Raw genomic sequence first — 22,377 nt, 5'->3', positions numbered from 1 at the left:
GGCTGAAAAGTGACGGAATGCCTCCCGCCATGACGGGGAATTCATACCAGTCGTGACGGGAGGAAATCCGCGCGCCGCGCATTCCCAGGGAAAGTCGGACCCAAACCGCCGGGTGATCAAGGATGATGCAGATCACATCCCCCGGCGGCCACCGCCGGAAAAGCGTCGACTCTTATTCAGATCCGACAATCCACCAGGTCACATGGTTGTCACGAAGATGACCTCGCTGCGGGAGTTGAAGCCGCAACACTGTAACGTCGAAGGGGTGCGTAGCCAGAGGACAACGGGGAGCCTGCTCGAGCGGGAGCTCGACCGGGAGTTTGAGGAGCAGCCGCCCAGCAGAGAGCGCTGGCGGCCGCTGAGCCGTACCCACAAGATCCTCTTCGCCATCACCCTGGTCGCCTACGCCACCATCATCGTCGCCGTCTTCTCCACCTCCCGCCTGGTCGCTTTCGACTGGGAGGTCATGAAGTGGAAGCCCTACGAGCACTGGCCTGCCGTGTGGGACTTCCTCAACTACTACGTCATCGCCGGACAGCGCGGACCCGCCGCCATCGTGGTGTCGGCCTGGCTGGGCTGGCGTTCCTGGCGGACGAAGTCCTGGCGGCCGCTGCTGGTGCTGGGCGTCTCCCTCGTGCTGCTGAACATGTCCGTGGGCGCCGTCAAGATCGGAACGGGCCGGCTCGGCCCGCACTACGCGCACATCTACGGCTCCAACGAGATCTTCCTCGGCGGGGACATATTCCCGTCCGGGCACACCGCGAACGCCGTGGTGACCTGGGGCGTCGTCGCCTACCTGGCCACCCGCTGGCGCCGCACGGGCGCGGGGCTGGCCGCCTGGGCCGGCCTGTCGATCGGCGCCACGACGGTCTACCTCGGCACCCACTGGGTGACCGACGTGCTGGCCGGCTGGGCCGCCGGCGCGCTGGTGCTGCTGATCCTGCCGCTCTTCGAGCCGATCATCACCAGCGCCGACGAGCGGATGTGCCGCTTCTGGTCCGAGCGGATCAGCCCCTGGCTGCGCGAGCGCCTCGGCGAGCGCGGCGACCACTGGACGCGTGGCGGAGGGTCGGCCGACGGAACGTCGACCGGCGGAAGGTCGGGGAGCGACCAGATCCGGACACCGCTGCCCACGCCTCGCGATCATCGCAAGATCCCGGCACATGCCAAGCGGTCGGTTCCGATCATCTCCTGACATTCGACCCACCCCTTCGAATGCCACTTCTAAAGTCCTCGCCATGGCGAACATGGAAGCTGCACTCAAGGACGCGATGGGCATCGAGGGCGCGATCGGGGTCGCACTCGTCGACTACAACAGCGGCCTCGCACTGGGCACGCTGGGCACCGGCACCGAACTCGACCTGAACGTCGCCGCGGCGGGCAACACCGACGTGGTCCGGGCCAAGATGCGCACGATGGAGATGCTCAACCTCCACAACGAGGCCATCGAGGACATCCTGATCACGCTCACCGCCCAGTACCACTTGATCCGGCCGCTGACCCACAAGGGCAGCCAGGGGATCTTCCTCTACCTGGCGCTCGACCGGCAGCGTTCCAACCTCGCCATGGCCCGCCACATGATGCGCAAGCTCGAGGAGAACCTCGAGGTGTGACCCCTCGGGGGCGCGGGACGGAGGTCCCGCGCCCCTGGCGGCTACCGTGCCGCCACGGCCTGCTTGATCAGCGTCTTGCCGAAGTCCCGCATCAGGCCGGTGCCGCTGTGGGCCTCGTCCATGATCTCCTCGAACGCGGTGACGAAGCGGTCCACCTCGGCCTCGCCGATGGTCAGCGGCGGGATCAGCTTGATGACCTCCAGGTGGTCGCCGGAGACCTGGGTGAGGATCCTGTGCCGCTGCATCAGCGGGACCACGACCATCTGCGCGAACAGGCCCTTGCGGGCGGCCTGCAGCGCGGTCCAGCCGGTGCGCAGCTTCAGCGACTGCGGCTTGCCGAACTCGATGCCGATCATCAGACCGCGACCGCGCACGTCGGCGAGCATCTCGTACCTGGGGATCAGCGCCGCCAGCCGCTCGCGGAACAGGTCCCCGACGCGCCGGGCGTTCGCGACGACCTGCTCGTTCTCGAAGACGTGCAGCGTGGCCAGACCCGCCGTCATGGCCTGGGCGTTCGAGCCGAAGCTCGCCGAGTGGACCAGCACCCGGTCCATCGACGAGTAGACCTTCTCGAAGATCCACTCCTTGCCCAGCGTCGCGCCCACCGGCACGTACCCGCCGGACAGCGCCTTCGCGACGCAGACCAGGTCCGGCTCGACGCCGGCCTCGTGCTGGTAGGCGTAGAAGTCGCCGGTGCGGCCCATGCCGGTCTGCACCTCGTCGGCGATCAGCAGGGCCTTGTGGCGGTGAAGCAGGTCCTGGGCGACGCGCAGGTAGCCGTCGGGGGCGGCGTGGACGCCCTTGCCCTGGATGGGCTCGACGATCAGCGCCGCCACGTCGCCCTTCTGCAGCTCCCGTTCCAGCCGCTCCAGGTCGCCGAGCGGGATGGAGGTGTCGGGCAGCAACGGGGCGAAGCCCTTGCGGAAGCCGTCCTCGCCGTTGACCGAGAGGGAACCGGTGGTCAGGCCGTGGAAGGCGTGGTGGCAGTAGAGGATCCGCGGCTTGCCGGTGGCGTAGCGGGCGAACTTCAGCGCCGTCTCCACCGCCTCGGTGCCGCTGTTGCCGAAGAAGACCCGGTCCAGGTGCGGGCTGTAGGAGAGCAGCTTCTCGGCCAGCAGGCCGGGCAGCGGCTGGCAGTCGAACCGGGTGAGGTCCGCCAGCTCCAGGTCCATCACCTGGTGCAGCGCGTCCCGGACCACGGGGTGGTGCCGGCCGAGCGCGAAGATGCCGAAGCCGGCCAGCATGTCGAGGTAGTCGTTGCCCTCGGCGTCGTAGAAGTAGGCGCCCTGGGCCCGCTCGTAGACCTTGTCGAAGCCGATGGTGCGCAGCATCCGCGGCAGCTGGTGGTTCAGGTTCTCGGCGTGCAGGCGGTAGCGCTCGCCCCCGCGCTCCTTCAGCAGCGCCTCGACGTCGAACTTCGGGCTGGTCTCGTCCGGCTCAGCTGCCATCGTGCTGTTCCCCTCCAACGGTGTCAGGCGTCAAGGCCTTGGCGAAAGTGGCGGTCTGGGCCGCGATCCCCGGACCGGTGAGCCCGATCTCGTCCAGGATCTCCGCGCGCGCCGCATGGTCCAGGAACCGCTGCGGGATGCCGAGTTCGCGCGTCGGGACGTCGATGTCGGCGGCCCGCAGCGCCTGGGCGACGGCCGTGCCGACGCCGCCCACGCGACCGTTGTCCTCGACGGTGACGACCAGCCGGTGCCGGGCCGCGAGCTCCAGCAACGCCGGATCGACGGGCTTGACCCAGCGCGGGTCGACGACGGTGGCGCCGAGGCCCTCGGCGGTCAGCAGCGCCGCGGCGTCCAGGCACGCGGAGGCCATCGTGCCGACCGCGATCAGCAGCACGTCCGGTTCGGGTGCCCCTCCGGCCGGGCCGGTGCGCAGCAGCACGTCGACGCCGCCGATCCGCTCCTCGGCCTCGATGGGCGGACCGACCTCGGCCTTCGGGTAGCGGACCACGGTGGGCGCGTCGGCCACGTCCAGCGCCTCGCGCAACTCGGCGCGCAGTTGGTCGGCGTCGCGCGGGGCCGCGATCCGCAGGCCGGGCACGACCTGGAGGATCGAAAGGTCCCACATGCCGTTGTGCGAGGCGCCGTCGGTGCCGGTCACCCCGGCGCGGTCGAGCACGAAGGTGACGCCGCACCGGTGCAGCGCGCAGTCCATCAGCACCTGGTCGAAGGCGCGGTTGAGGAAGGTGGCGTAGACGGCGACCACGGGATGCAGGCCGCCGGTGGCGAGCCCGGCCGCGGAGACCGCGGCATGCTGCTCGGCGATGCCGACGTCGTAGATCCGGCCGGGGAACTCGCGGGCGAAGGCCTGCAGGCCGACCGGCTGCAGCATCGCCGCGGTGATCGCGACCACGTCCGGGCGCTCGTGGCCGATCGCCACCAGCTCCTTGCCGAAGACCGACGTCCAGGAGACGCCCGTGGAGGGCCGCAGCGGCTCGCAGGTGATCGGGTCGATCGCGCCGACCTGGTGGAAGTGGTCGGCCTCGTCCAGTTCGGCGGGACGGTAACCGCGGCCCTTCTCGGTCAGGCAGTGCACGATGATCGGCCCGCCGAAGCCGCGCGCCCGGCGCAGCGCGGACTCGACGGCGGCGATGTCGTGGCCGTCGATCGGGCCGATGTACTTCAGCCCCAGGTCCTCGAACATGCCCTGCGGCTGGGACGCGTCCTTGTAGCCCTTCTTGGCGCCGTGCAGCGCGTCGTAGATCGGTCCGCCGACGACGGGCGTGCGCTGCAGGGTGTCCTTGCCCCAGGAGAGGACCCGCTCGTAGCCCTGGGTGGTGCGCAGGTTGGTGCGCAACGTGGTGAGGTGGTTGGCGAGGCCGCCGATGGTGGGCGCGTAGGAGCGCTCGTTGTCGTTGACGACGATGATCACCGGGCGGTCGGTCGCCTCGGCGATGTTGTTGAGCGCCTCCCAGGCCATGCCGCCGGTCAGCGCGCCGTCGCCGGTGACCGCGACGACGTGACGGTCCGTGTGCCCGAGGCGCTGGTTGGCCTTGGCGAGCCCGTCGGCGTAGCCGAGGACGGTGGAGGCGTGCGAGTTCTCGATGACGTCGTGCTCGGACTCGGCGCGCGAGGGATAGCCGGACAGGCCCCCGCTGTTCTTGAACCGGTCGAAATCCTGACGCCCGGTCAGCAGTTTGTGGACATACGACTGGTGCCCGGTGTCGAAGAGGATCCGGTCCTTGGGCGAGTCGAAGACCCGGTGCAGCGCGATGGTCAGTTCCACCACGCCCAGGTTCGGACCGAGGTGCCCGCCGGAACGGGTGATGGCGTCGATCAGGAACTCCCTGATCTCCTCCGCCAGCTTCTCGAGTTCCGAGGGCGGCAGCGGGCGCAGGTCGCGGGGGCTACGGATCGATTCGAGCAGGGACATCGACTCACCTTCGTTCCGTCGTTCCGGACAGGGCCTGTTGGACTAGTCTGCGACCGCGACGGTCGGGGCGCCTGACTGGACACCGGCGTCCTGCATCTGCTCGGCGAGCTTGAGGGCCTCCTCGATCAGGGTCTCCACGATCTTCGACTCCGGCACGGTCTTGATGACCTCGCCCTTCACGAAGATCTGGCCCTTGCCGTTGCCCGACGCCACACCCAGGTCCGCCTCACGCGCCTCACCCGGGCCGTTCACCACACACCCCATGACCGCCACGCGCAGCGGCACCTCCATGCCCTCCAGCCCCGCGGTGACCTCCTCCGCGAGCTTGTACACATCCACCTGCGCGCGACCGCACGACGGGCACGAGACGATCTCCAGGCCGCGCTGCCGCAGCCCCAGCGACTCCAGGATCTGCGTACCGACCTTGATCTCCTCCGCCGGCGGCGCCGACAGCGACACCCGGATCGTGTCCCCGATGCCCTCCGCCAGCAGCGCACCGAACGCCACCGCGGACTTGATCGTGCCCTGGAACGCCGGACCGGCCTCGGTCACGCCCAGATGCAGCGGGTAGTCACACGCGGCCGCGAGCTTGCGGTACGCCGCCACCATCACCACCGGGTCGTTGTGCTTGACCGAGATCTTGATGTCGCGGAAACCGTGCTCCTCGAACAGCGAGCACTCCCACAGCGCCGACTCCACCAGCGCCTCCGGCGTCGCCCGCCCGTACTTCTCCAGCAGGCGCCTGTCCAGCGAGCCCGCGTTCACGCCGATCCGGATCGGGATGCCCGCCTCGCCGGCGCGCTTCGCGATCTCCTTGACCTGGTCGTCGAACTGCCGGATGTTGCCCGGGTTCACCCGCACCGCCGCACAGCCCGCGTCGATCGCGGCGTAGACGTACTTCGGCTGGAAGTGGATGTCCGCGATCACCGGGATCTGCGACTTCCTCGCGATGATCGCCAGCGCGTCCGCGTCGTCCTGCGACGGGCACGCCACCCGCACGATCTGACAACCCGACGCCGTCAGCTGCGCGATCTGCTGCAGCGTCGCGTTCACATCCGCCGTCACCGTCGTCGTCATCGACTGCACCGAGATCGGCGCACCGCCGCCGACCGGCACGTTCCCCACCATGATCCGACGGCTCATACGACGCGGCGCCAACGGCTCCAGCGGCACCGACGGCATACCCAACGAAACAGCGGTCATGGCAGGACTCTCCTCAGTCCACAGAAACGTTCGGGTGCCAGGTCGCGAGCACCGTCCCGACCTGCTTGAGCGCACGCAGCGCCCGGACGCCGTGCACGAGCGTGGCCGGACGGACCAGTTCGTACTCGGGTGTGTCGACGACGACGCGGACCGACAACACCGGCACGCCCGGCGCGGCGCGGCAGACGGCGGCTGTCTCCATGTCGACACAGGTGACCCCGGACTCGGCCAGACGAACCCGCTCCGGACCACGCACGACGTGGTCGCTGGAGTGGAGCACGCCGTGATGGACGGTCAGTCCGGTCTCCTTCAGTGCCGCCTGGATCGAGGTGCTGGTCACGGCTTCGACCACGCCTCGATCGTCGCGCACCTCGGTGGCGATCACGACGTCCCCCGGACGGATTCCCGTGACGACGGACGCACCGAGGCCCGCGAAGACCAGCGCGGACGGCGCGTGCGCCCGCGCGCGGAGCGTCTCCCGCATCGCGCGCTCCGCGCGCGCCGGCCCCATCCCGGTCCTCACGGGCCGCGCCTCCCGCAGCGCGAGCGCCTCGATCCCGAGCGCACACGCCACGAGAGGCGCAGAGGTATCACTACTCACAGCGACCACCTCTAGGGGCGCGAGGAACCGCGCGAGTAACCACCCTGTGCGGATGGCCCTGCTCAGCACGGCGACTCACCACACCGGGTGGCTTGTCGCGCAGTTCCTCGCGCCCCTGGATAGTGCAACTTCTCACCTCAGTCGCCGCCCGGCCAGGGAGGGCAGCAGTCGCCTCGGCGCCGGGGCGTCGGACGCGCCGCCGGTGGGGAGCGGGAGGACCGCCCTCGCGTCGAGGTCGAGCTCGCTCGGCGTCAGGTGCGGGGTGCCGTGCAGGTAGCGGCCCAGGGCCGTCACCGGGAAGACCAGGCGGTAGAGGTTGTAGTTGATGCTGAAGTCCCAAGGGAATCCCGTCCCGGTGAACTCCGGCTCGTCCCACGTGCCCTCCGGCAGCTGCGTCTCCGCGAGCCACCGCACGCCGCGGTCCACGACCTCGCCGCTCTCCCCCGCCGCCAGCAGCGCCATCAGCGCCCACGCGGTCTGCGAGGCCGTCGACGTGCCCCGTCCGGCCCAGGACTTGTCCTGGTAGGAGCGCATGTCCTCGCCCCAGCCGCCGTCGGCGTTCTGCTTCTCCTCCAGCCACGCCACCGCGCGCCGGACGGAGCGGTGCTCCGTCGGCAGGCCGGCCGCGACCAGCGCCGGGACGACCGAGCCCACGCCGTAGACGTAGTTGGTGCCCCAGCGCCCGAACCAGGAGCCGTCCTGCTCCTGCTCCTTGAGCAGCCAGTCGATGCCGCGCCGGGTGCGGGGGTCGCCCGCCTTGCCGTCGGCGGCGAGCATCTCCACGACGTGCGCGGTGACGTCCGCGCTCGGCGGGTCGACGACCTCGCCGAAGTCGCAGAAGGGCAGCTTGTTCGGCAGCGTCGAGGTGTTGTCCACGTCGAACGCCGCCCAGGCGCCGTTCTTCGACTGCATGCCCAGCACCCAGTCGATGCCGCGGCGCGTCGCGCCCGCGACCTTGCCCGGCTCGGGGTGGGCGACACGGCGCAGCGCGAGCACGACCTCGGCCGTGTCGTCGATGTCCGGGTAGTTGTCGTTGTCGAACTCGAACGCCCAGCCGCCGGCCGGCAGCCCGGGCCGCTGCACGGCCCAGTCGCCGCGCCGCAGCACCTCCTCGCCGAGCAGCCAGTCGGTGGCCCGGACGAGCGCCTCGTGGTCGGCCGGCAGGCCGGCGTCGGCGAGCGCCGTCAGCGCCAGACAGGTGTCCCAGACCGGCGACTGGCAGGCCTCGATCCAGCGGTGGCCCTCGTCGGTGTGCACGGTGAAGCGGTCGAACGCGTTGAGACCGGCCTTCATGACCGGGTGGTCCATGTCGTAACCGAGCAGGTGCAGCGCGATCAGCGAGTACACCGCCGGCGGCTGGATGCCGCCCCAGCAGCCGTCGGCCTCCTGCCGCTCCACGATCCACCGCGCGGCCTGCTGCAGCGCCAGCCGGCGCAGCGCCTTGACCGGCATCTTGTGGTAGTAGTGCAGCGCCTTGTCGAGCCGGTGGAAGAAGCCGTCCCAGGTGTAGGCGGGCGCGCTCGGCCGCGGCCGGTACGGGTTGGCCGGGTCGGTGTGCAGCTCGTCCAGCGCGAAGGGCGCGGGCCGCACCGGGCGGTGCGCGGAGACGACCGTCAGCGGGACGATGGTCTGCCGGGCCCAGCAGCCGAAGGAGTAGATGTTCAGCGGGAAGTTGCGCGGCAGGAAGATGACCTCCGGCGGCAGCTCCGGCAGCCGCTCCCAGGGCCACCAGCCGAACAGCGCCAGCCAGATCCGGGTGAAGACCCGGGTGGCGGCGATTCCCCCCTGCTCGCGGATCCAGCGTGAGGCCCGCTTCATGTGCGGAGCCTCCGGGTCGTCACCGGCGAGCTTCAGTGCGACATACGCCTCGACCGTCGTGGACAGCTCCGACGGGCCGCCGTAGAACGTGGCCCAGGTGCCGTCCTCCCCCTGCTGCGAACGGATCCAGTCGGCCGTCGCCCGCGTCTGCTCCTCCGTGCGGATCCCGAGGAACTGACGGAGCAGCAGGTCCTCGGCATCCATGGTGACGTTGGTCTCCAGGTTGCCCTTCCACCATCCGGTCTCGTCCTGCAGGCCGAGTAGGTGGGTGGTGGCCTTGGCGAGCGTCTCGCGCGCCAAGCGGGTCGTCTCCGACTCCGTGGTGGTGCCCTCCGCGGCCGGCTCTGCTTCGTACTGTGGGTCGAGCCGGCCGTCCGGGGATGCTGTCATCTCGTCACCTCTCCCTGACAACAACGAACTCCGCGAGCGCGGCGAACTGCGCCCGCACGGACGACGGCATGGCGACCTCGTCGAGGGCCGCCAGTGCCGTCTTGTGCTGCCGGCGGGCCTCCTCCGCCGTCCAGGCGCGGCCACCCGCCTCCTCGATCAGCGCTGCGCGCACCGCGAGTTGTTCCTCGTCCTCGTCGCCGCGCCCCTCCGGGTCGGCCAGCAGCTCGGCGAGGCGGCGCGAGGCCTTGTTGTCCTCGGCCAGCGCGGCGCAGACCGGCAGGGACTTCTTGCGGGCCCGCAGGTCGCCGAAGTTGGGCTTGCCGGTGACCTCGGTGTCGCCCCAGATGCCGAGCAGGTCGTCGACCGCCTGGAAGGCGAGCCCGAGGTGGTAGCCGTAGCGCTCCAGCGCGTCGGCTCCCTTGTCGTCCATGCCGGCCAGGACGGCGCCGATGGAGGCCGAGACCGCCAGCAGCGCGCCGGTCTTGTTGCCCTCCATCTCCAGGCACTCCTCCACGCCCACGCGGTCGCGGTGCTCGAAGGAGAGGTCCTGGGCCTGGCCGTCGATCAGCTTACGGGTGGCGACGGTCACCCGGTGGACGGCGCGCCCGGCGTCGACGGCCGTGGTGGTGCCGTGGCCGGGGGCCTCCAGCAGGATCTCGTTGGCCAGCGCGAACATGGCGTCGCCGACCAGGATCGCCTGGGCCGGGCCGAAGACGGTCCAGACCGTGGCGCGGTGACGGCGGGTCTCGTCACGGTCCATCAGGTCGTCGTGGAGCAGCGAGAAGTTGTGCACCAGCTCGACGGCCACGCCGCCGGGGACGCCGACGGACGCCGGGGCGCCGGCCGCGCGGGCGGAGAGCAGCGCCAGGGCCGGGCGGACGGCCTTGCCGCTGTCGGCGTTGGTCGGGTTGCCCTGGGCGTCGGTCCAGCCGAAGTGGTAGGCGGAGACGGCGTCCATGGGCGCGGCGAGCCTCGCGACGGCCTCGCGCAGGACGGGGGTGCACAAGGTCCTGCCGTGGTCCAGCAGGGCGGGCACGTCGTCCGCCGGGGCCGTCGGTGCCTGCTCGGGGCGCGCTACCACGCTCGTACCCTCTCCGTTCGCTCGGCTGTCTCTGGTGTCGGCAACGTGTGCGTCGTGCTCTCTGATGTCGGTCATCGCAGCTCCCTCAGGACGTTCCGGGCCGCTGCGGTCCCACTGCGCACGGCGCTCTCCATGGTCGCGGGCCAGCCCGTGGCGGTCCACGAACCGGCCAGGTGCACGCCGGGCGTGCGGGTCGCCGGGCCGGGCCGCAGGGCGGCGTTGCCGGGCGTCGGCGCGAACGTGGCGGTGCGTTCGCGGGTCACGAAGAACTCGGTCACCTCGGCCTCGCGGGCGCGCGGCAGCAGTCGTTCCAGGGCGGGGAGGTAGCGCTGCCGCAGCACCGCCACCGGCTCGTCGATCTCGGTCTGGGCGGCGGACTGGGACAGCGCGAGGTACTGCCCGGGGCCGCGCAGCCCGGAGTGCGGGGTGCGGTCGAAGACCCACTGGATCGGCGAGCCGAGCGCGGCCAGGAACGGCTTGTCGAGCACCGGGCGGTCGTAGACGACGTGCACGTTGAGGATCGGCGCGTAGCCGATCTTCAGCAGCGACTCCGGCTCGTCCAGGCTGCCGGGCGGCAGCAGGTCGTGGGCGGCGTCCTGGGGGACGGCGAGCACGACGGCGTCGAGGTCGCGCAGCGTCTCCACGCCGCCGTCGAGGCGTTCGCCCTCCAACTGGACCTCGTGCCTGGCGATCTCGCCCGGCTCGGTCTCCACCGGCTTGATCTCGACGGCCCGCGCCCGCAGCAGGACCCGCACGCCGGCGCGGTCCAGCGCGGCGCGGGCCATGTCGTCGTGGATGTGGCCGAGCGGGACCTTGGCGAAGCCGATGTCGGAGGCGCCGGGGTCGGTCAGCAGGCCGGTCTTGAAGACCATCGCCGCCAGCGCCAGCGAGGACTCCTCGGCGGTGGCGTTGAGGGTGGCGACGCCGACCAGGTCCCACAGCGCCTCGACGGCGCGGGCGGACTGGCCGTGCTCGTGCAGCCAGTCGGCGAAGGAGCGGCGGTCCAGGGCCGGGTCCGTGAGGTCGAGCCGCTGGAGCGCGAGCGCGGCCCGGCCGGTGGCGGCGCGCTCGGCCAGGCTCATGTGCGGGTAGCGCAGCAGCCCGCGGCCCAGGTGCAGCGGCACCGGCAGCGGGTCGCGGCTGATGCTGCCCTCGCGACCGGTGTTGACGTCGCGGACGGGCACGTCCAGACGCGGCTGGATGTAGACCTCGTCGCGGACGCCCAGGCGCTGCAGCAGGCCGCGGTAGGCGGTGCAGCAGCGCAGGAAGACGTGCTGGCCGTTGTCGACCGTCAACGCGCCTCGCTGGAACGAGAAGGCGAGACCGCCAGCCCGGCGTCGGCCAGGCGCAGCGCGGTGGTGATGCCGGCCAGCCCGCCGCCGATGACCAGGGCCCTCCCCTGACGTGCTCCACTCACCGGAGCCACCCCCCTTGTCGCTCTCCCACCGGCCGCCACGCGGCACGGCGTCGAGTGGTTCCCCGCCGGACGGGACGGGCAAACGGGTTCGACACGAACGGACGGTCCGTCAAGAGGAACGCCCTCCCAGCAACCCGGAGAGTGCTACGTAGGCCTTCTCCCAGCCGGGGAGCGAGACCCGGCCGCGCAGCACCGCCTCGGGCTCGGCGACGATGCGTTCCAGCACCCGGTGATAGATGCCGGCCATGGCGCCGACGCAGGCGCGGCTGCGGCGGTCCAGCATCGGCAGCAGGCGCAGGCCCTCGTCGAAGTAGCCCTGGGCGCGGCGGGCCTCGAAGAGGATCAGCCCGCGGAAGTCTTCGCCGGAGGCCGAGGCGATAGACGCAGCCTCGCCGGCCGGCGGCACGGCCAGGCCGAAGCCCTCCGGCTTGCAGCCGTAGGCGGCCAGGTCCTCGGCGGGCAGGTAGATCCGGCCGTTGCCCGCGTCCTCGCGGACGTCGCGCAGGATGTTGGTGAGCTGCAGCGCGAGGCCGAGGGTGTCGGCGTACTCGGCGCCGCGCTTCGGGTCGCTGCAGCCGAAGACGGAGAGCGAGAGCATGCCGATGGTGCCGGCCACGCAGCGGCAGTAGTGGCGCAGTTCGTCGAAGGTGGCGTACTGCGCGCCGCGGACGTCCATCTCCATGCCGTCGATCAGCTCGTCGAAGCAGTCGAGCGGGATCGGGAATAGCGTGCAGGCGTGCGCCAGCGCGACCTTGACCGGGTCGGTGTCCTCCGGCTCGACGGAGCCCTCACGGATCTCGTCGAGCAGCGCGCGGGTGCGGCCGAGCTCCTCGAACTTGCGCTCGTCGGACCAGGTGCCGTCGCCGATGTCGTCGATCCGCCGGGCCAGGGCGTAGATCGCGGACATGGCACGGCGCTTGGGGGCGGGAAGCAGCCGGATGCCGTACGAGAAGTTCTTGGCCTGACTGCCCGTCACCGCCTCGCAGTACAGGTAGGCGGCCGCCACCTGGGGTGACGGTGCCTCCGCGGCCGTGCCGGATCCGTAGCTCTGCGAACTCACCTCATGCCTTTCGAACGACTGCCCCGATCAGTGCCCCGGCCGCGGCGTCCGCCGAGCGCCAGCCCGACGACGGCCTCGCGGGCGAGGCGGCCCTTGCCGGCCTTGGGCGCGCCGGCCAGCACGTCGTACTGGGCCGACGCGATGGCGCCGAGCGCCGCGTGGCCGCCGGCCGAGAAACCCGTCAGCAGCACCCGCAGCCGCCCGCCCACCGAAGTGAGCAGGGGCGCGCCCTCGTTCAGCAGGGCGCGGGCGCGCTCAGACTCGAACAGCACCAGGCCGCGCAGGGTTGTTCCCGCGTGCGCGGCGTCGAGATCGGCCTCGGTGACCCCGAAGCGCTTCATGTCCTGGGCCGGGAGGTAGATGCGCCCACGCGCCCGGTCCTCGGCGACGTCCTGGAGGTGCTCGACGACCTGCAGGGCGCTGCAGATGGCGTCGGACCAGGCCAACCGCTCGGCGGTGGCCAGGCCCGCGAGCTGGAGCACGAGCCGGCCCACCGGGTTGGCGGACAGCTCGCAGTAGGCCAGCAGGTCGTCGAAGGTCTCGTAGCGGGAGACGCGTTGGTCCACCCGGTTGGCCTCGATCAGGCCACGGAACGGCTCGACCGTCAGGCCGTGCCGCGCGATGACCGGGACCAGCGCGGCGATCAGCGGATGCCGCGGTGCGCGAGCGCCCGCCGTGCCGAGGACCGCCTCGAAGGCGGCGTCCACGTCGGCGTCGAGGGCGTCCAGCAGCGCGAGCCGGAAGGTGCCCTCCGCATGACTGCCGGCCGGCTCGCTGCCGGGCTCGGCGTCCACGAAGGGCACGCCGAGCAACTCGGCGGTGCCGCGCGGATCCGGGAGATCGCCGTCGCCCGCGTCGTCGACGAGCCGGGCGAAGCCGTAGACGGCCATCAGCCCCTCGCGCATGGCCGGCGGCAGGAAGAAGGGGGCGACGGGGAAGTTCTCCCGCGCCGCCTTGTCGAGAACCGCGCCCGATGATCCCCCGTCGGACATCAGTTCACCTGACTGCTGTTCGCGCACCGCCATGACCACCACCCCCCCGTTCTACACCGATCTTGACAGGCTGCCCACAGGGGACACGCCTTCGCGCGCCGGGCTGTCCGACCCGCCACGCATACGATCTTGTACGTACCCTACGCCCGCAGCCTATGTCCCCGCACCGACAGCCGCCGGGGTGGGTGGCCCCGGCGGCTGTCGGATTGTTATGGAGGGTGTGCGTACGGTGTCGGCAAGCGGGTGAAACCCCGCCGCCTCAGCCCCCTGCTAGCGCTTGGCGCTCCAGTCCTCGTACTCCTTGACGACGTCCTCGGTGGGACCGTCGGCGCGGATCAGGCCGTGCTCCAGCCAGATGGTCCGGTTGCAGGTGTCCCGGATCGTCGAGTTGCTGTGCGAGACCAGGAAGACCGTGCCGGCCTCCTTGCGCAGCTCGCGGATGCGCTCCTCGCTGCGCTTGCGGAAGGCCGCGTCACCGGTGGACAGCGCCTCGTCGATCATCAGCACGTCGTGGGTGCGCGCCGCGGAGATGGAGAAGCGCAGCCGCGCGCCCATGCCGGAGGAGTAGGTGCGCATCGGCAGCGAGATGAAGTCGCCCTTGTCGTTGATGCCGGAGAAGTCGACGATGTCCTGGTACTTCTCGCGCACCTCGGCGTAGGTCATGCCCATCGCCAGGCAGCCGAGCACGACGTTGCGCTCGCCGGTGAGGTCGTTCATCAGGGCCGCGTTGACGCCCAGCAGCGAGGGCTGACCGTTGGTGTAGACGGCGCCCTGGGCCGGCGGGAGCAGACCGGCGATGGCGGCGAGCGTGGTGGACTTGCCGCTGCCGTTGGAGCCGATCAGGCCGACGGCCTCGCCTTTGTAGGCGGTGAAGCTGATGCCCTTGACCGCGTGCACCTCGGTCAGCGCCGGGGAGGACTTGCGCCGGATGATCCGGGACAGCGCGGAGGTCGCACTGCCCTTGCCCGCGCCGGCGCCGTAGACCTTGTACACGATGTGCATGTTGTCGACGATCACCGTCGGGATCTTCTCGGTGGGAGCAGGCGGCGGGCCCTCGGGCTCCAGCACGCTGTCCATCATCTCCTGGTCATCCACGGCCGTACTCCTCCTCTGCCTTCCAGAAGAAGACATAACCACCCAGACCGCCAATCACAGCCCAGGCCACGGCCATAATCCACACGTGGTGCGGCAGGCTGCTCGCGGGGACCGAGTCCATGAGCGCGTAGCGCATGAGCTCGATGTAGATCAGGGCGGGGTTGGCCTCGATCAGCGTGCCGGCCCAGTGCGGAAGCTTGTCGGCGACGCTGTTGACCGCCCAGAAGACACCGGACAGGTACATCCAGGTGCGGATGATGAACGGCATCAGCTGGGCCATGTCGCTGGTCTTGGCGCCGATGCGAGCCATGAACATCGCCAGACCCGCGTTGAAGGTCGCCTGGAGCAGCAGGATGGGGATGATCAGCAGCCAGTTCATGGTCACCGGCAGACCGCTGACCAGGACGATGACGCCGAGCACGCCCATCGACACGATCAGCTGCTGGAGCTGGTTGACGGTGAACGCGATCGGCAGGGTCGCCCGCGGGAAGTGCAGCGCGCGGATCAGGCCCAGGTTGTCCGAGATCGAGCGGGTGCCGGAGAGCACGGCGGCCTGGGTGAAGTTGAAGACGAACACACCCGTACACAGGTACGGGATGTAGTCCGGGATGCCCTTGCTGATGTGCAGCAGCAGGTCGAAGATCAGGAAGTAGACGGCCGCGTTGAGCAGCGGCGTCAGGACCTGCCAGACCTGGCCCAGCTTCGAGGAGGAGTACTGGACCATGAGCTTGGCGGTGGCGTAGGCGCCGATGAAGAAGCGCCGCTGCCACAGCTGCCGGCTGTACTCGATCAGGCTGGGCCGGCGACCGCTGATGGTCAGGCCGTATTTGGCGGCCAGTTCCGCGGGGCTCAGGCCCGCGTCGGGGTCGGCCACGTCGGCCGCCCTCTGCTCAAACACCGTGGACACGCTACTCCCAAGCTTCGTCCCACTGGACAGGACGAAACGGTATCGTCCCATCCTGTGTAGGACGCTAACGGGGGCGACCGACGAAACGCAAGCGTTGCGTCGGGACGCAGGCGTATCGTCGGAACCGACAGTCGGAGCCGCCACACGCCACCAGTGCTGACAGGGGAGCATATGGGAACTCAGTCGGGGCAGGCCGCCGTTGCCGAAACTCCGGTGGGGACACCAGGGGTCTCGGCGACTCAGGCCGAGGTCAAACGCACGCCCGCTGGGGCCGCGCTGCTGCGCGACGATGTGACGGAAGCCATTCGCGCGGCGGTCTTCGAGGAGCTCGCCACGACCGGCTACGCCCGCCTGTCGATCGAGGCCGTGGCCCGACGCGCGGGCGTCGGCAAGACGGCGGTCTACCGCCGCTGGCGCTCCAAGCTGCCGATGGTGATCGAGGTCGTCTCCGAGCTCGTCAGCTCCGGGATCCTGCTGCCGGACACCGGCTCGCTCCACGAGGACCTGCGGCTGATGATCCAGGTGGTCTACCGCCTGCTGCGCCACCCGCTGGCCGCGCAGATCGTCCCCGACCTGCTGGCCGAGGCCGCGCGCAACCCCGAGATCGCCGGCACGCTGGCGCTGGCGCTGCGCGAGAGCCAGCGCGAGAGCAGCGCGGCGCTGGTACGCCGCGCCGTCGCCCGCGGCGAGCTGCCCGCCTCGACCGACCCTGACCTCGCCCTGGACCTGATCGCCGGTCCGCTCTACTGGCACCTGCTGGTCACCCGCGAGCCCGTCACCAAGGACTACCTGGAGCGGCTCGCCCGCTCGATCACCGCCGCGCTGGGAGCGTCATGAGAACGCGCAGCGTGCGCGCGTTGCTGTTCGGAGTGCCCATGCTCTCCGGGCAGCTGCCCGCGTTCGATCCGGACGCCGCGCCCGCGGAACCGTTCCCGCTGTTCGTCGACTGGCTCACCGAGGCCCTGGCAGCGGGCGTGCGCGAACCCCACGCCGTGTCCGTCGCCACGGTCGACGCGGACGGCTGCCCCGATCTGCGCGTCGTCGCCCTGCGCGACGCGACCGAGGCCGGCTGGAGCTTCGCCACTCGCGCGGACAGCCCCAAAGGCCGCCAGCTCGCCGCGCAGCCGCAGGCTGCGCTGCTGTTCCACTGGCGCGAACAGGCCCGCCAGATCCGCGTCCGCGGCTCCGTGCTGCGCGCCGACCCGGAGACGGCGGCACGCGACTTCCTCGACCGCCTGCCGGGCTCCCGCGCGGCGAACCTGGTCGGCCACCAGAGCGAGGTCCTGGCGGACCCCGCCGCCTTCCCGCCCGCCCTGGACGCCGCGCTGGCACGGGTGGAATCCGAACCGGACACGGTGGACCCGCAGCACGCGCTCTTCACGGTCCGGCCGCGCACGGTGGAGTTCTGGCAGGGCGTCCCGAACCGCGGCCACGTCCGCCTGCGCTATCGCCACGCGGGCGAGGCGTGGACCCGCGAGCGCCTCTGGCCCTGAATGCTCGGTCGCGGCCAGGTTTGCGACTACTGCTTCGCCCAGCGGTTACGGCCGTCGGAGCCGGACTTGCAGACGAGCTTCACGCCGGACGCGCCCGTCGCCGTCGCGCCGGGGCTGCTGCAGAACTGGCCGGCCGAGGCGCTCGCGGACGGGTTGACCGCGGTGGTCCAGCGGTCCTTGCCGGCGGAGTCCTTCTTGCAGGTCATCGCCAGACCGTCCTTCGTCGCGCCGGAGGCACCATCAGGAGCGCAGTAGGCGCCCTGCGTGACGTTCTTCTGCACGGCGGACGACTTCGCCGAGATGCTGGCCATCGCGCTGGCGGCCGCGCTGGACGCCTTGGCCTTGACACTGGCCCCCGCACTCGCCGCGACACTCTGCGCCGCGCTCCTGCCCGCCGCCGCGGCACTGCTGGCCACACCACTGACGGCGTTCTTCGTACTGCTGGAGCAGGCCGCGGTCGAGGCCAGCGTTGCGGCCGTCAGGGCGCACAGCAGGAACATCGTCGGGCGTCGGGAAGTGAGCATGGCTGGCGCCTCTCCGCCGAGGGGACCCGCGACCGACGCGGGCGTACCCTCCGAACGTAGGAGCGACGTTCGTGTACCGCCCGTCACGCTGCGCCGTTCCAGTGAGCGCGGGCCTTCTCTTCTCCGGTCCGCGCGCCCACACTGGCGCGCATGCTGACGCTGCAGGAGATGTCGGACCGTCTGGAGATCCAGGAACTCTTCGCCCGGTACGCGCACGCGGTGGACAGCCGCGACTGGGCCGCGCTCAAGGACGTGTTCACCGAGGACGCCGTGGTGGACTACTCCGCCATGGGCGGGCCGCGCGGGACGGTGCCGGAGGTCTGCGCCTTCCTGGCGGAGGTGCTGCCGCTCTTCCCGGCGACCCAGCACCTGGTGGCGAACATGATCATCGAGCTGGACGGGGACCGCGCGACCGCGCGGACGATGTGTCACAACCCGATGCCGCTGCCGGACGACGGCGGACTGCTGCAGTGCGGGCTCTGGTACCTGGACCGGCTGGTGCGCACCGAGGCGGGGTGGCGGCTGGCGGAACGCGGCGAGGAGAAGGCCTATCAGGTCGTGCTGAAGCAGGCCACGGCCGACCAGTAGCCCGCCGGATCCGTGACCTGCCTGGAGAGGCGTGCGGGGTCTACCGACCCCGGCTGCCGAACAGCGAGCGCTTGAGCCTGCGCAGCGGCGCCAGCAGCACCGTGCGCGAGAAGCGGTTCGGACGAGTGGAGGGCATCGAGGGCGTGCCGACGCCGCGCGGCGTCAGCTCCCTTATCAGCCCGACCGCCTCGGCGACCTCCACCTGCGTCAGCGCGGGCGCGCCGAGCACAGCGAGGTGCCGGTCGAGCCGGCGGCTCGCCGCACCCGTGCCGCACTGGACCGCCGGAATGCGCGGCCGACTGCGCACGTGTTGCATCTGTTCCATGTCCCACCCCTTGCAAGGCACCAGGGCCGTGGTGCGAAGCCTATCCGCCCCGTGAGGTCGGTGTGCAAGTATCTCCGGTTGCGAAGCCTACCCCGGCACACTGACACCTACTCAGGCGGGGTTGCCCGCACCGGTGGTCGGGGTTGCGGAGGGGGCGTGCGGGGTCGGTGGTAGTGCATCCGGGAGCGCCGCCGCCAGCCCCAGACCGGCCAGCCCCATGCCGAGCAGGAGCATCAGCACGGCCACCACACCCCACGCCCCGACGGACCCCCAGCGCACCTGGTCCGCGTACCGGAGCAGCCCGACCAGGCCGAGCAGGCCGGCGACCACCATCGCCACCATGCCGTGGGTCACCCGGCGCAGCGCCCGTTCGCGGACGGTGCCGAGCATGGCCAGCCCGAAGGTCAGCGCGAAGGCCGCCAGCACCCGGACGTCCAGCTGACCGACCGTCCACGGCCAGTGCCGAGCGGGCCAGGCGGGTGCGACGAAGAGCAGCAGGCCCGCGACGGCGAGGAAGAGGCCGGAGCAGGCGGTCGGCAGCGCGATCCACCAGGGCATCACCGGGGGCCGCTCGGGCTCCCCGCCCTTGGTCGCCACCAGCTGCGCGCCGAGCCCCGCAGCGCCGATCAGCGGCGCGACCAGGTGCACGCCGAACCAGCCGAAGGCCGCCAGCACGGCGAAGACCTCACCGCCCCTGAGGTGCAGCGTGCCGTGGTCCAGCAGCAGCGCGGCGAGCATCAGCAGCATGAAGAGCGAGGAGCTCAGCACGGTGACGCGGGCGTGGGTCCACGCCTTGGCGCGGGCGCCACAGAGCCAGAGCATCGCGCAGCTGCCCGCATAGCCCGCACCGATCAGGGTCGCGCTGACCGGGGACATGGTCCAGGCGAAGACCACGTCGGTCGACGAGGAGGCGAGGGTGAGCAGCAGCGCGGCGTAGGCCGCGCCCAGCGTCAGCGGCACCACCATCGCGTAGCGGACCGCCGGACTGAGCGGTCGGCCGATCGCCTGCTCCGTGTGCGACATCGCCATCGCTCCCCCGTCGAATCGGTCTCCATACGGACGGCCCTTGTAAGACGTGGCGTCAGCATAGGCGCGCCACCCCCGGCTGTCAGCCCTGCTGCGCGGCCTCTCGCAGCTCCGCCAGCTTCGGGGCGCGGCTCTTGGGCGAGTCCAGACTGAAGCCGCGCGCGTCCCCGAGCTCGTCCCGGACGAACGCCTCGGTGCGCGCGAGCGCGTCCTTGAGCGCGGCGTCCCGGGAGACGAAGAGGGCACTCAGCAGCTCCCCCGCCTCCGGGTCGAACTCCCAGAAGCCGACGATCCGGCCGCGGTCGACGATCACGTGGCACTGCGGGTCGGCGTCACTGCCGAAGACGCGGCCCGCCTTGGCGCCCGGCACCGGCCGCTCCGCGTCGGCCGGGTCGACCAGGCGCGGCAGGTCGCGGTGGAGCAGATGCAGACCGTCGATCCCGGCGAGCAGCGCATAGCAGGGCTCGTCGGAGCGGCGGTAGGCAGTGAAGGCGTCGGCGAGCTCGGGCGGCAGCAGCAGGGCCGTCCCGGCGACGGTCAGCAGGCCGAGCGGGGCCAGCGCGGCCTTGGCGCGGGCGGCGGTGAAGCCGGAGAACCAGCGGAAGTGGGCGAGCGAGGCGGGCGCCGCCCAGGCGAAGTAACGGCGGGCCAGCTCCACGTCCGCGTCCGCGAAGGCGGCCTCGGGCGGCGTCCAACGGACGTAGCCGTAGCGCTGCTGGTCGAGGCGGCCGTTGCCAGGCACCCGGCGGATCTCACCGTTCGCCTGCAGCAGTCCGAGGGAGAGGGGGAGCGTCGTGGACACGCCCCGCTTGCGGCCCGGCTCGCCCAGGCTGCGGACGGCGTCGCCGACCGCGTCCTTGATCGCGGCCGGGTCGAGCGGGCCGGAGGCTGCGTCCAGGGCGGTGAGCACCGCGGCGTTGAGCGTCTCGATCTCGGCGTCCGTCACAGCGAGGTGCTTGCGCGCGGCGGCCAGCTCCCCGGCGGGCGCGCCGGCCCCGACGGCGAGGCCGAGCGCGAAGTCCGCGGCGGGCAGTACATAGGTGCAGCCGCGGGCGGAGGGCAGCTCGTGGATCTCCACCTCCGCGACGGCCGCGTCCACGGCCTCGCGCCCGAGTCCGGCGCGGGCGAACAGCCCCAGGTACGGCGCCGCGCCGCCGACGGACCGGGCCCAGCCGGTCCGGGCCAGCGTCTCGGCCGCGCTCGCGCCGCGCAGCGAGCCGTCGAGCCCCTGCCGGTGCGCCCACCAGGCGCGGAGACGGGCGGGATCGAGGTCGGCGGCGACGGGGCCGGTGTCGGGGCTCATGGGATGAGTATCGGCCCACGGCCAGGGGCAGAATAAACATGAGTATTGCTCGCATTAGTCTTGCGCACGCGAGCGGTCCGGAGCATGATCGGCGGCCAGCCGACCTCTCCCACCGGAGGTGCCCTTGCGCGCCCGCTCCCGCCTCGTCGCGGCGGCCATCGCCCTCGCCGCCGCGCTCACCACCGCTCCTGCCCTGGCCGCTTCCGCCGCGCCGTCCGGCCAGGCCGCCGCGCCGGTCGTGTTCACCGACGGCCACGGCCGCGTGCTCGGGCTGCGCGGCTTCAACGTCGACAAGTACGACGAGACCACCCCCGCCGACCTCCGCGCGATCGCCGCCGCGGGCTTCGACCTGATCCGCCTCGACATCACCTGGGCCCGCCTCGAACCGAGGCGCGGCCACTACGACGAGGCCGAGTTCCGCAAGCTGCGGCAACTGCTGGACGCCGCCGACCGTTCCGGTCTTCGCGTGGTCGTCGACTTCCACCAGGACGTCTTCGGTCCCAAGTACGACGGCGGCAGCCCCGACGGCGCGCCCGCTTGGGCCACCCGCGACGACGGACTGCCGTTCGTCGCCGATCCGAACGACTGGTTCGCCGGCTACTTCCAGCCCGCCGTCCAGCGCGCCTTCCAGCACCTCTACGACGACCCGGACCTGCGCCGCGACCAGGCCGACTTCTACGCCCACGTGGCGCGCGAACTGCGGGGCCACCGCTCGCTGCTGGGCTACGACCTGTTCAACGAGCCCTCCGGGCCCATCGCGGGCGACCCGACCGACCCCGCCGCCCAGATCGCCGCGTCCGCCGCGCTGGAGCAGGGGCGGCTGGAGGCGATGTACCGGCGCCTGATCGGCGTGGTGCGCGCCGTCGACACCTCCTCCTGGCTCTTCGTCGAACCGACGGTGCTGGTCGGCGAGGGCGTGCCGACCCAGCTGCCCGGCTTCGCCGACCCCCGGCACGGCGAGGCCCGGATCGGCTACGCGCCGCACTTCTACGACACGAACGTCGAGAACGGCCAGGACTGGAACCCGGCGGACGGCTTCATCCAGAACTACCTCGCCGCGATCACCGCCTACCCCGCCGCTCACAAGATGCCCGTCCTGGTGGGCGAGTGGGGCCCGCCGAACGCGGACCTGCCGGGCAACACCCAGCTGGTGTCCCAGCAGGTCGACGCGATGCGGCAGTTCGCCGCAGGCTGGACCATGTGGTACTGGGGCAAGGGCGTCGGGGGCTACACGCCCCTCGGCCCGGACGGGACGCCCCACCCGGGCGACGCGCCCGTCTTCGCCCCCTACGCACGCGAGTTGGCCGGCTCCCCCGTCGCCGAGTCCTACCACCCGGCGACCCGCACCTACACGCTCCGCTACCGGGCTCACGGCGGCCTGCCCACCCGGATCGTCCTCCCACCGAGCGTGTACGCCTCCGGCGCGTCCGTGGCGGTGACGGGCGCGCCGCACGCCCGCATCGACCTGCGCCAACCGCGCGACGGCTGGTACGGGACGGCGGACATCAGTGCTCCGCAGGGCTCGCTCGTGACGGTCACTGTGACAGCGGTGGGATGACCCTC

The 22,377-nt window shown here is 71.5% G+C and carries 20 protein-coding genes and 1 pseudogene; 6 read left to right on the top strand and 15 right to left on the bottom strand.

Annotation, left to right across the window (positions count from 1 at the left end; genetic code table 11):
- The first annotated feature begins 265 nt into the window (after positions 1-265).
- Both DN069_RS05695 and DN069_RS05690 read left to right on the top strand, forming a co-directional pair.
- Entirely contained in the window at positions 266-1,195 is a 930-nt protein-coding gene (locus tag DN069_RS05695) for a phosphatase PAP2 family protein (RefSeq protein ID WP_424556259.1), read from the top strand.
- A 43-nt stretch (positions 1,196-1,238) separates the two neighbouring features.
- A complete protein-coding gene (locus tag DN069_RS05690) occupies positions 1,239-1,613 on the top strand; it encodes a hypothetical protein (RefSeq protein ID WP_111499722.1) in 375 nt (124 codons plus the stop codon).
- A gap of 41 nt (positions 1,614-1,654) precedes the next feature.
- Here DN069_RS05690 and DN069_RS05685 read toward each other — a convergent pair whose 3' ends face one another.
- The 11 genes and pseudogenes from DN069_RS05685 to DN069_RS05635 all read right to left on the bottom strand — a co-directional run bounded on the left by DN069_RS05685 (position 1,655) and on the right by DN069_RS05635 (position 15,555).
- Positions 1,655-3,061 carry an aspartate aminotransferase family protein gene (locus DN069_RS05685; RefSeq protein WP_111499721.1) on the bottom strand — a complete coding sequence of 469 codons (1,407 nt, stop codon included), beginning with the start codon at positions 3,059-3,061 and terminating at the stop codon, positions 1,655-1,657.
- Positions 3,051-4,991, bottom strand: coding sequence for a 1-deoxy-D-xylulose-5-phosphate synthase (gene dxs / locus DN069_RS05680; protein ID WP_111499720.1), 1,941 nt, complete (start codon positions 4,989-4,991; stop codon positions 3,051-3,053). The genes DN069_RS05685 and dxs overlap by 11 nt, the downstream gene beginning before the upstream one ends.
- A 42-nt stretch (positions 4,992-5,033) precedes the next feature.
- Entirely contained in the window at positions 5,034-6,194 is a 1,161-nt protein-coding gene (ispG, locus tag DN069_RS05675) for a flavodoxin-dependent (E)-4-hydroxy-3-methylbut-2-enyl-diphosphate synthase (protein WP_111499719.1), read from the bottom strand.
- A 13-nt stretch (positions 6,195-6,207) separates the two neighbouring features.
- Positions 6,208-6,768, bottom strand: coding sequence for a phosphorylase family protein (locus DN069_RS05670; RefSeq protein ID WP_279387874.1), 561 nt, complete (start codon positions 6,766-6,768; stop codon positions 6,208-6,210).
- Between the two features lie 159 nt (positions 6,769-6,927).
- Positions 6,928-9,003 carry a squalene--hopene cyclase gene (gene shc / locus DN069_RS05665; protein ID WP_111499718.1) on the bottom strand — a complete coding sequence of 692 codons (2,076 nt, stop codon included), beginning with the start codon at positions 9,001-9,003 and terminating at the stop codon, positions 6,928-6,930.
- Positions 9,004-9,007: 4 nt separating this feature from the next.
- Positions 9,008-10,084 carry a polyprenyl synthetase family protein gene (locus DN069_RS05660; protein ID WP_243638935.1) on the bottom strand — a complete coding sequence of 359 codons (1,077 nt, stop codon included), beginning with the start codon at positions 10,082-10,084 and terminating at the stop codon, positions 9,008-9,010.
- A gap of 71 nt (positions 10,085-10,155) precedes the next feature.
- Positions 10,156-11,510 (bottom strand): annotated as a pseudogene (gene hpnE / locus DN069_RS05655) (hydroxysqualene dehydroxylase HpnE).
- A gap of 100 nt (positions 11,511-11,610) precedes the next feature.
- Positions 11,611-12,561: a presqualene diphosphate synthase HpnD gene (hpnD, locus tag DN069_RS05650; protein WP_207892055.1), complete on the bottom strand. Its 951-nt coding sequence runs from the start codon at positions 12,559-12,561 to the stop codon at positions 11,611-11,613.
- Entirely contained in the window at positions 12,558-13,586 is a 1,029-nt protein-coding gene (hpnC, locus tag DN069_RS05645; protein WP_424556258.1) for a squalene synthase HpnC, read from the bottom strand. Before hpnC ends, hpnD begins: the two co-directional genes overlap by 4 nt.
- 237 nt (positions 13,587-13,823) lie before the next feature.
- Positions 13,824-14,630, bottom strand: coding sequence for an ABC transporter ATP-binding protein (locus DN069_RS05640; RefSeq protein WP_111499741.1), 807 nt, complete (start codon positions 14,628-14,630; stop codon positions 13,824-13,826).
- 10 nt (positions 14,631-14,640) lie between these two features.
- Entirely contained in the window at positions 14,641-15,555 is a 915-nt protein-coding gene (locus DN069_RS05635) for an ABC transporter permease (RefSeq protein WP_424556257.1), read from the bottom strand.
- Positions 15,556-15,846: 291 nt separating this feature from the next.
- Here DN069_RS05635 and DN069_RS05630 point away from each other — a divergent pair, with 291 nt between their 5' ends.
- Positions 15,847-16,392: a TetR/AcrR family transcriptional regulator gene (locus tag DN069_RS05630; protein WP_424556256.1), complete on the top strand. Its 546-nt coding sequence runs from the start codon at positions 15,847-15,849 to the stop codon at positions 16,390-16,392.
- Positions 16,389-17,048 carry a pyridoxine/pyridoxamine 5'-phosphate oxidase gene (locus tag DN069_RS05625; RefSeq protein ID WP_111499713.1) on the top strand — a complete coding sequence of 220 codons (660 nt, stop codon included), beginning with the start codon at positions 16,389-16,391 and terminating at the stop codon, positions 17,046-17,048. Before DN069_RS05630 ends, DN069_RS05625 begins: the two co-directional genes overlap by 4 nt.
- Positions 17,049-17,074: 26 nt before the next feature.
- Here DN069_RS05625 and DN069_RS05620 read toward each other — a convergent pair whose 3' ends face one another.
- Positions 17,075-17,572 carry a hypothetical protein gene (locus tag DN069_RS05620; RefSeq protein WP_111499712.1) on the bottom strand — a complete coding sequence of 166 codons (498 nt, stop codon included), beginning with the start codon at positions 17,570-17,572 and terminating at the stop codon, positions 17,075-17,077.
- Positions 17,573-17,722: 150 nt separating this feature from the next.
- Here DN069_RS05620 and DN069_RS05615 point away from each other — a divergent pair, with 150 nt between their 5' ends.
- A complete protein-coding gene (locus DN069_RS05615; protein WP_111499711.1) occupies positions 17,723-18,160 on the top strand; it encodes a nuclear transport factor 2 family protein in 438 nt (145 codons plus the stop codon).
- A gap of 40 nt (positions 18,161-18,200) precedes the next feature.
- Here the strand turns inward: DN069_RS05615 and DN069_RS05610 are convergent, their stop codons facing one another.
- The 3 genes from DN069_RS05610 to DN069_RS05600 form a co-directional block, all read right to left on the bottom strand.
- Positions 18,201-18,485: a hypothetical protein gene (locus tag DN069_RS05610; RefSeq protein WP_111499710.1), complete on the bottom strand. Its 285-nt coding sequence runs from the start codon at positions 18,483-18,485 to the stop codon at positions 18,201-18,203.
- Between the two features lie 111 nt (positions 18,486-18,596).
- The gene (locus DN069_RS05605) at positions 18,597-19,508 is read right to left on the bottom strand and encodes a hypothetical protein (protein WP_133259830.1); all 912 of its coding nucleotides are present in this window, start codon (positions 19,506-19,508) and stop codon (positions 18,597-18,599) included.
- Between the two features lie 85 nt (positions 19,509-19,593).
- Positions 19,594-20,814 (bottom strand): DNA glycosylase AlkZ-like family protein, encoded by a 1,221-nt coding sequence (locus DN069_RS05600; protein WP_111499708.1) that lies wholly within the window; start codon positions 20,812-20,814, stop codon positions 19,594-19,596.
- Between the two features lie 124 nt (positions 20,815-20,938).
- Between DN069_RS05600 and DN069_RS05595 the strand changes: the two genes are divergently transcribed.
- Positions 20,939-22,372, top strand: coding sequence for a glycoside hydrolase family 5 protein (locus DN069_RS05595; RefSeq protein WP_243638933.1), 1,434 nt, complete (start codon positions 20,939-20,941; stop codon positions 22,370-22,372).
- Positions 22,373-22,377 lie beyond the last annotated feature (5 nt).

This window comes from Streptacidiphilus pinicola (genome assembly GCF_003258295.1).
GTDB classification, from domain to species: domain Bacteria; phylum Actinomycetota; class Actinomycetes; order Streptomycetales; family Streptomycetaceae; genus Streptacidiphilus; species Streptacidiphilus pinicola.
This window is presented reverse-complemented; position numbering and strand designations above follow the sequence as displayed.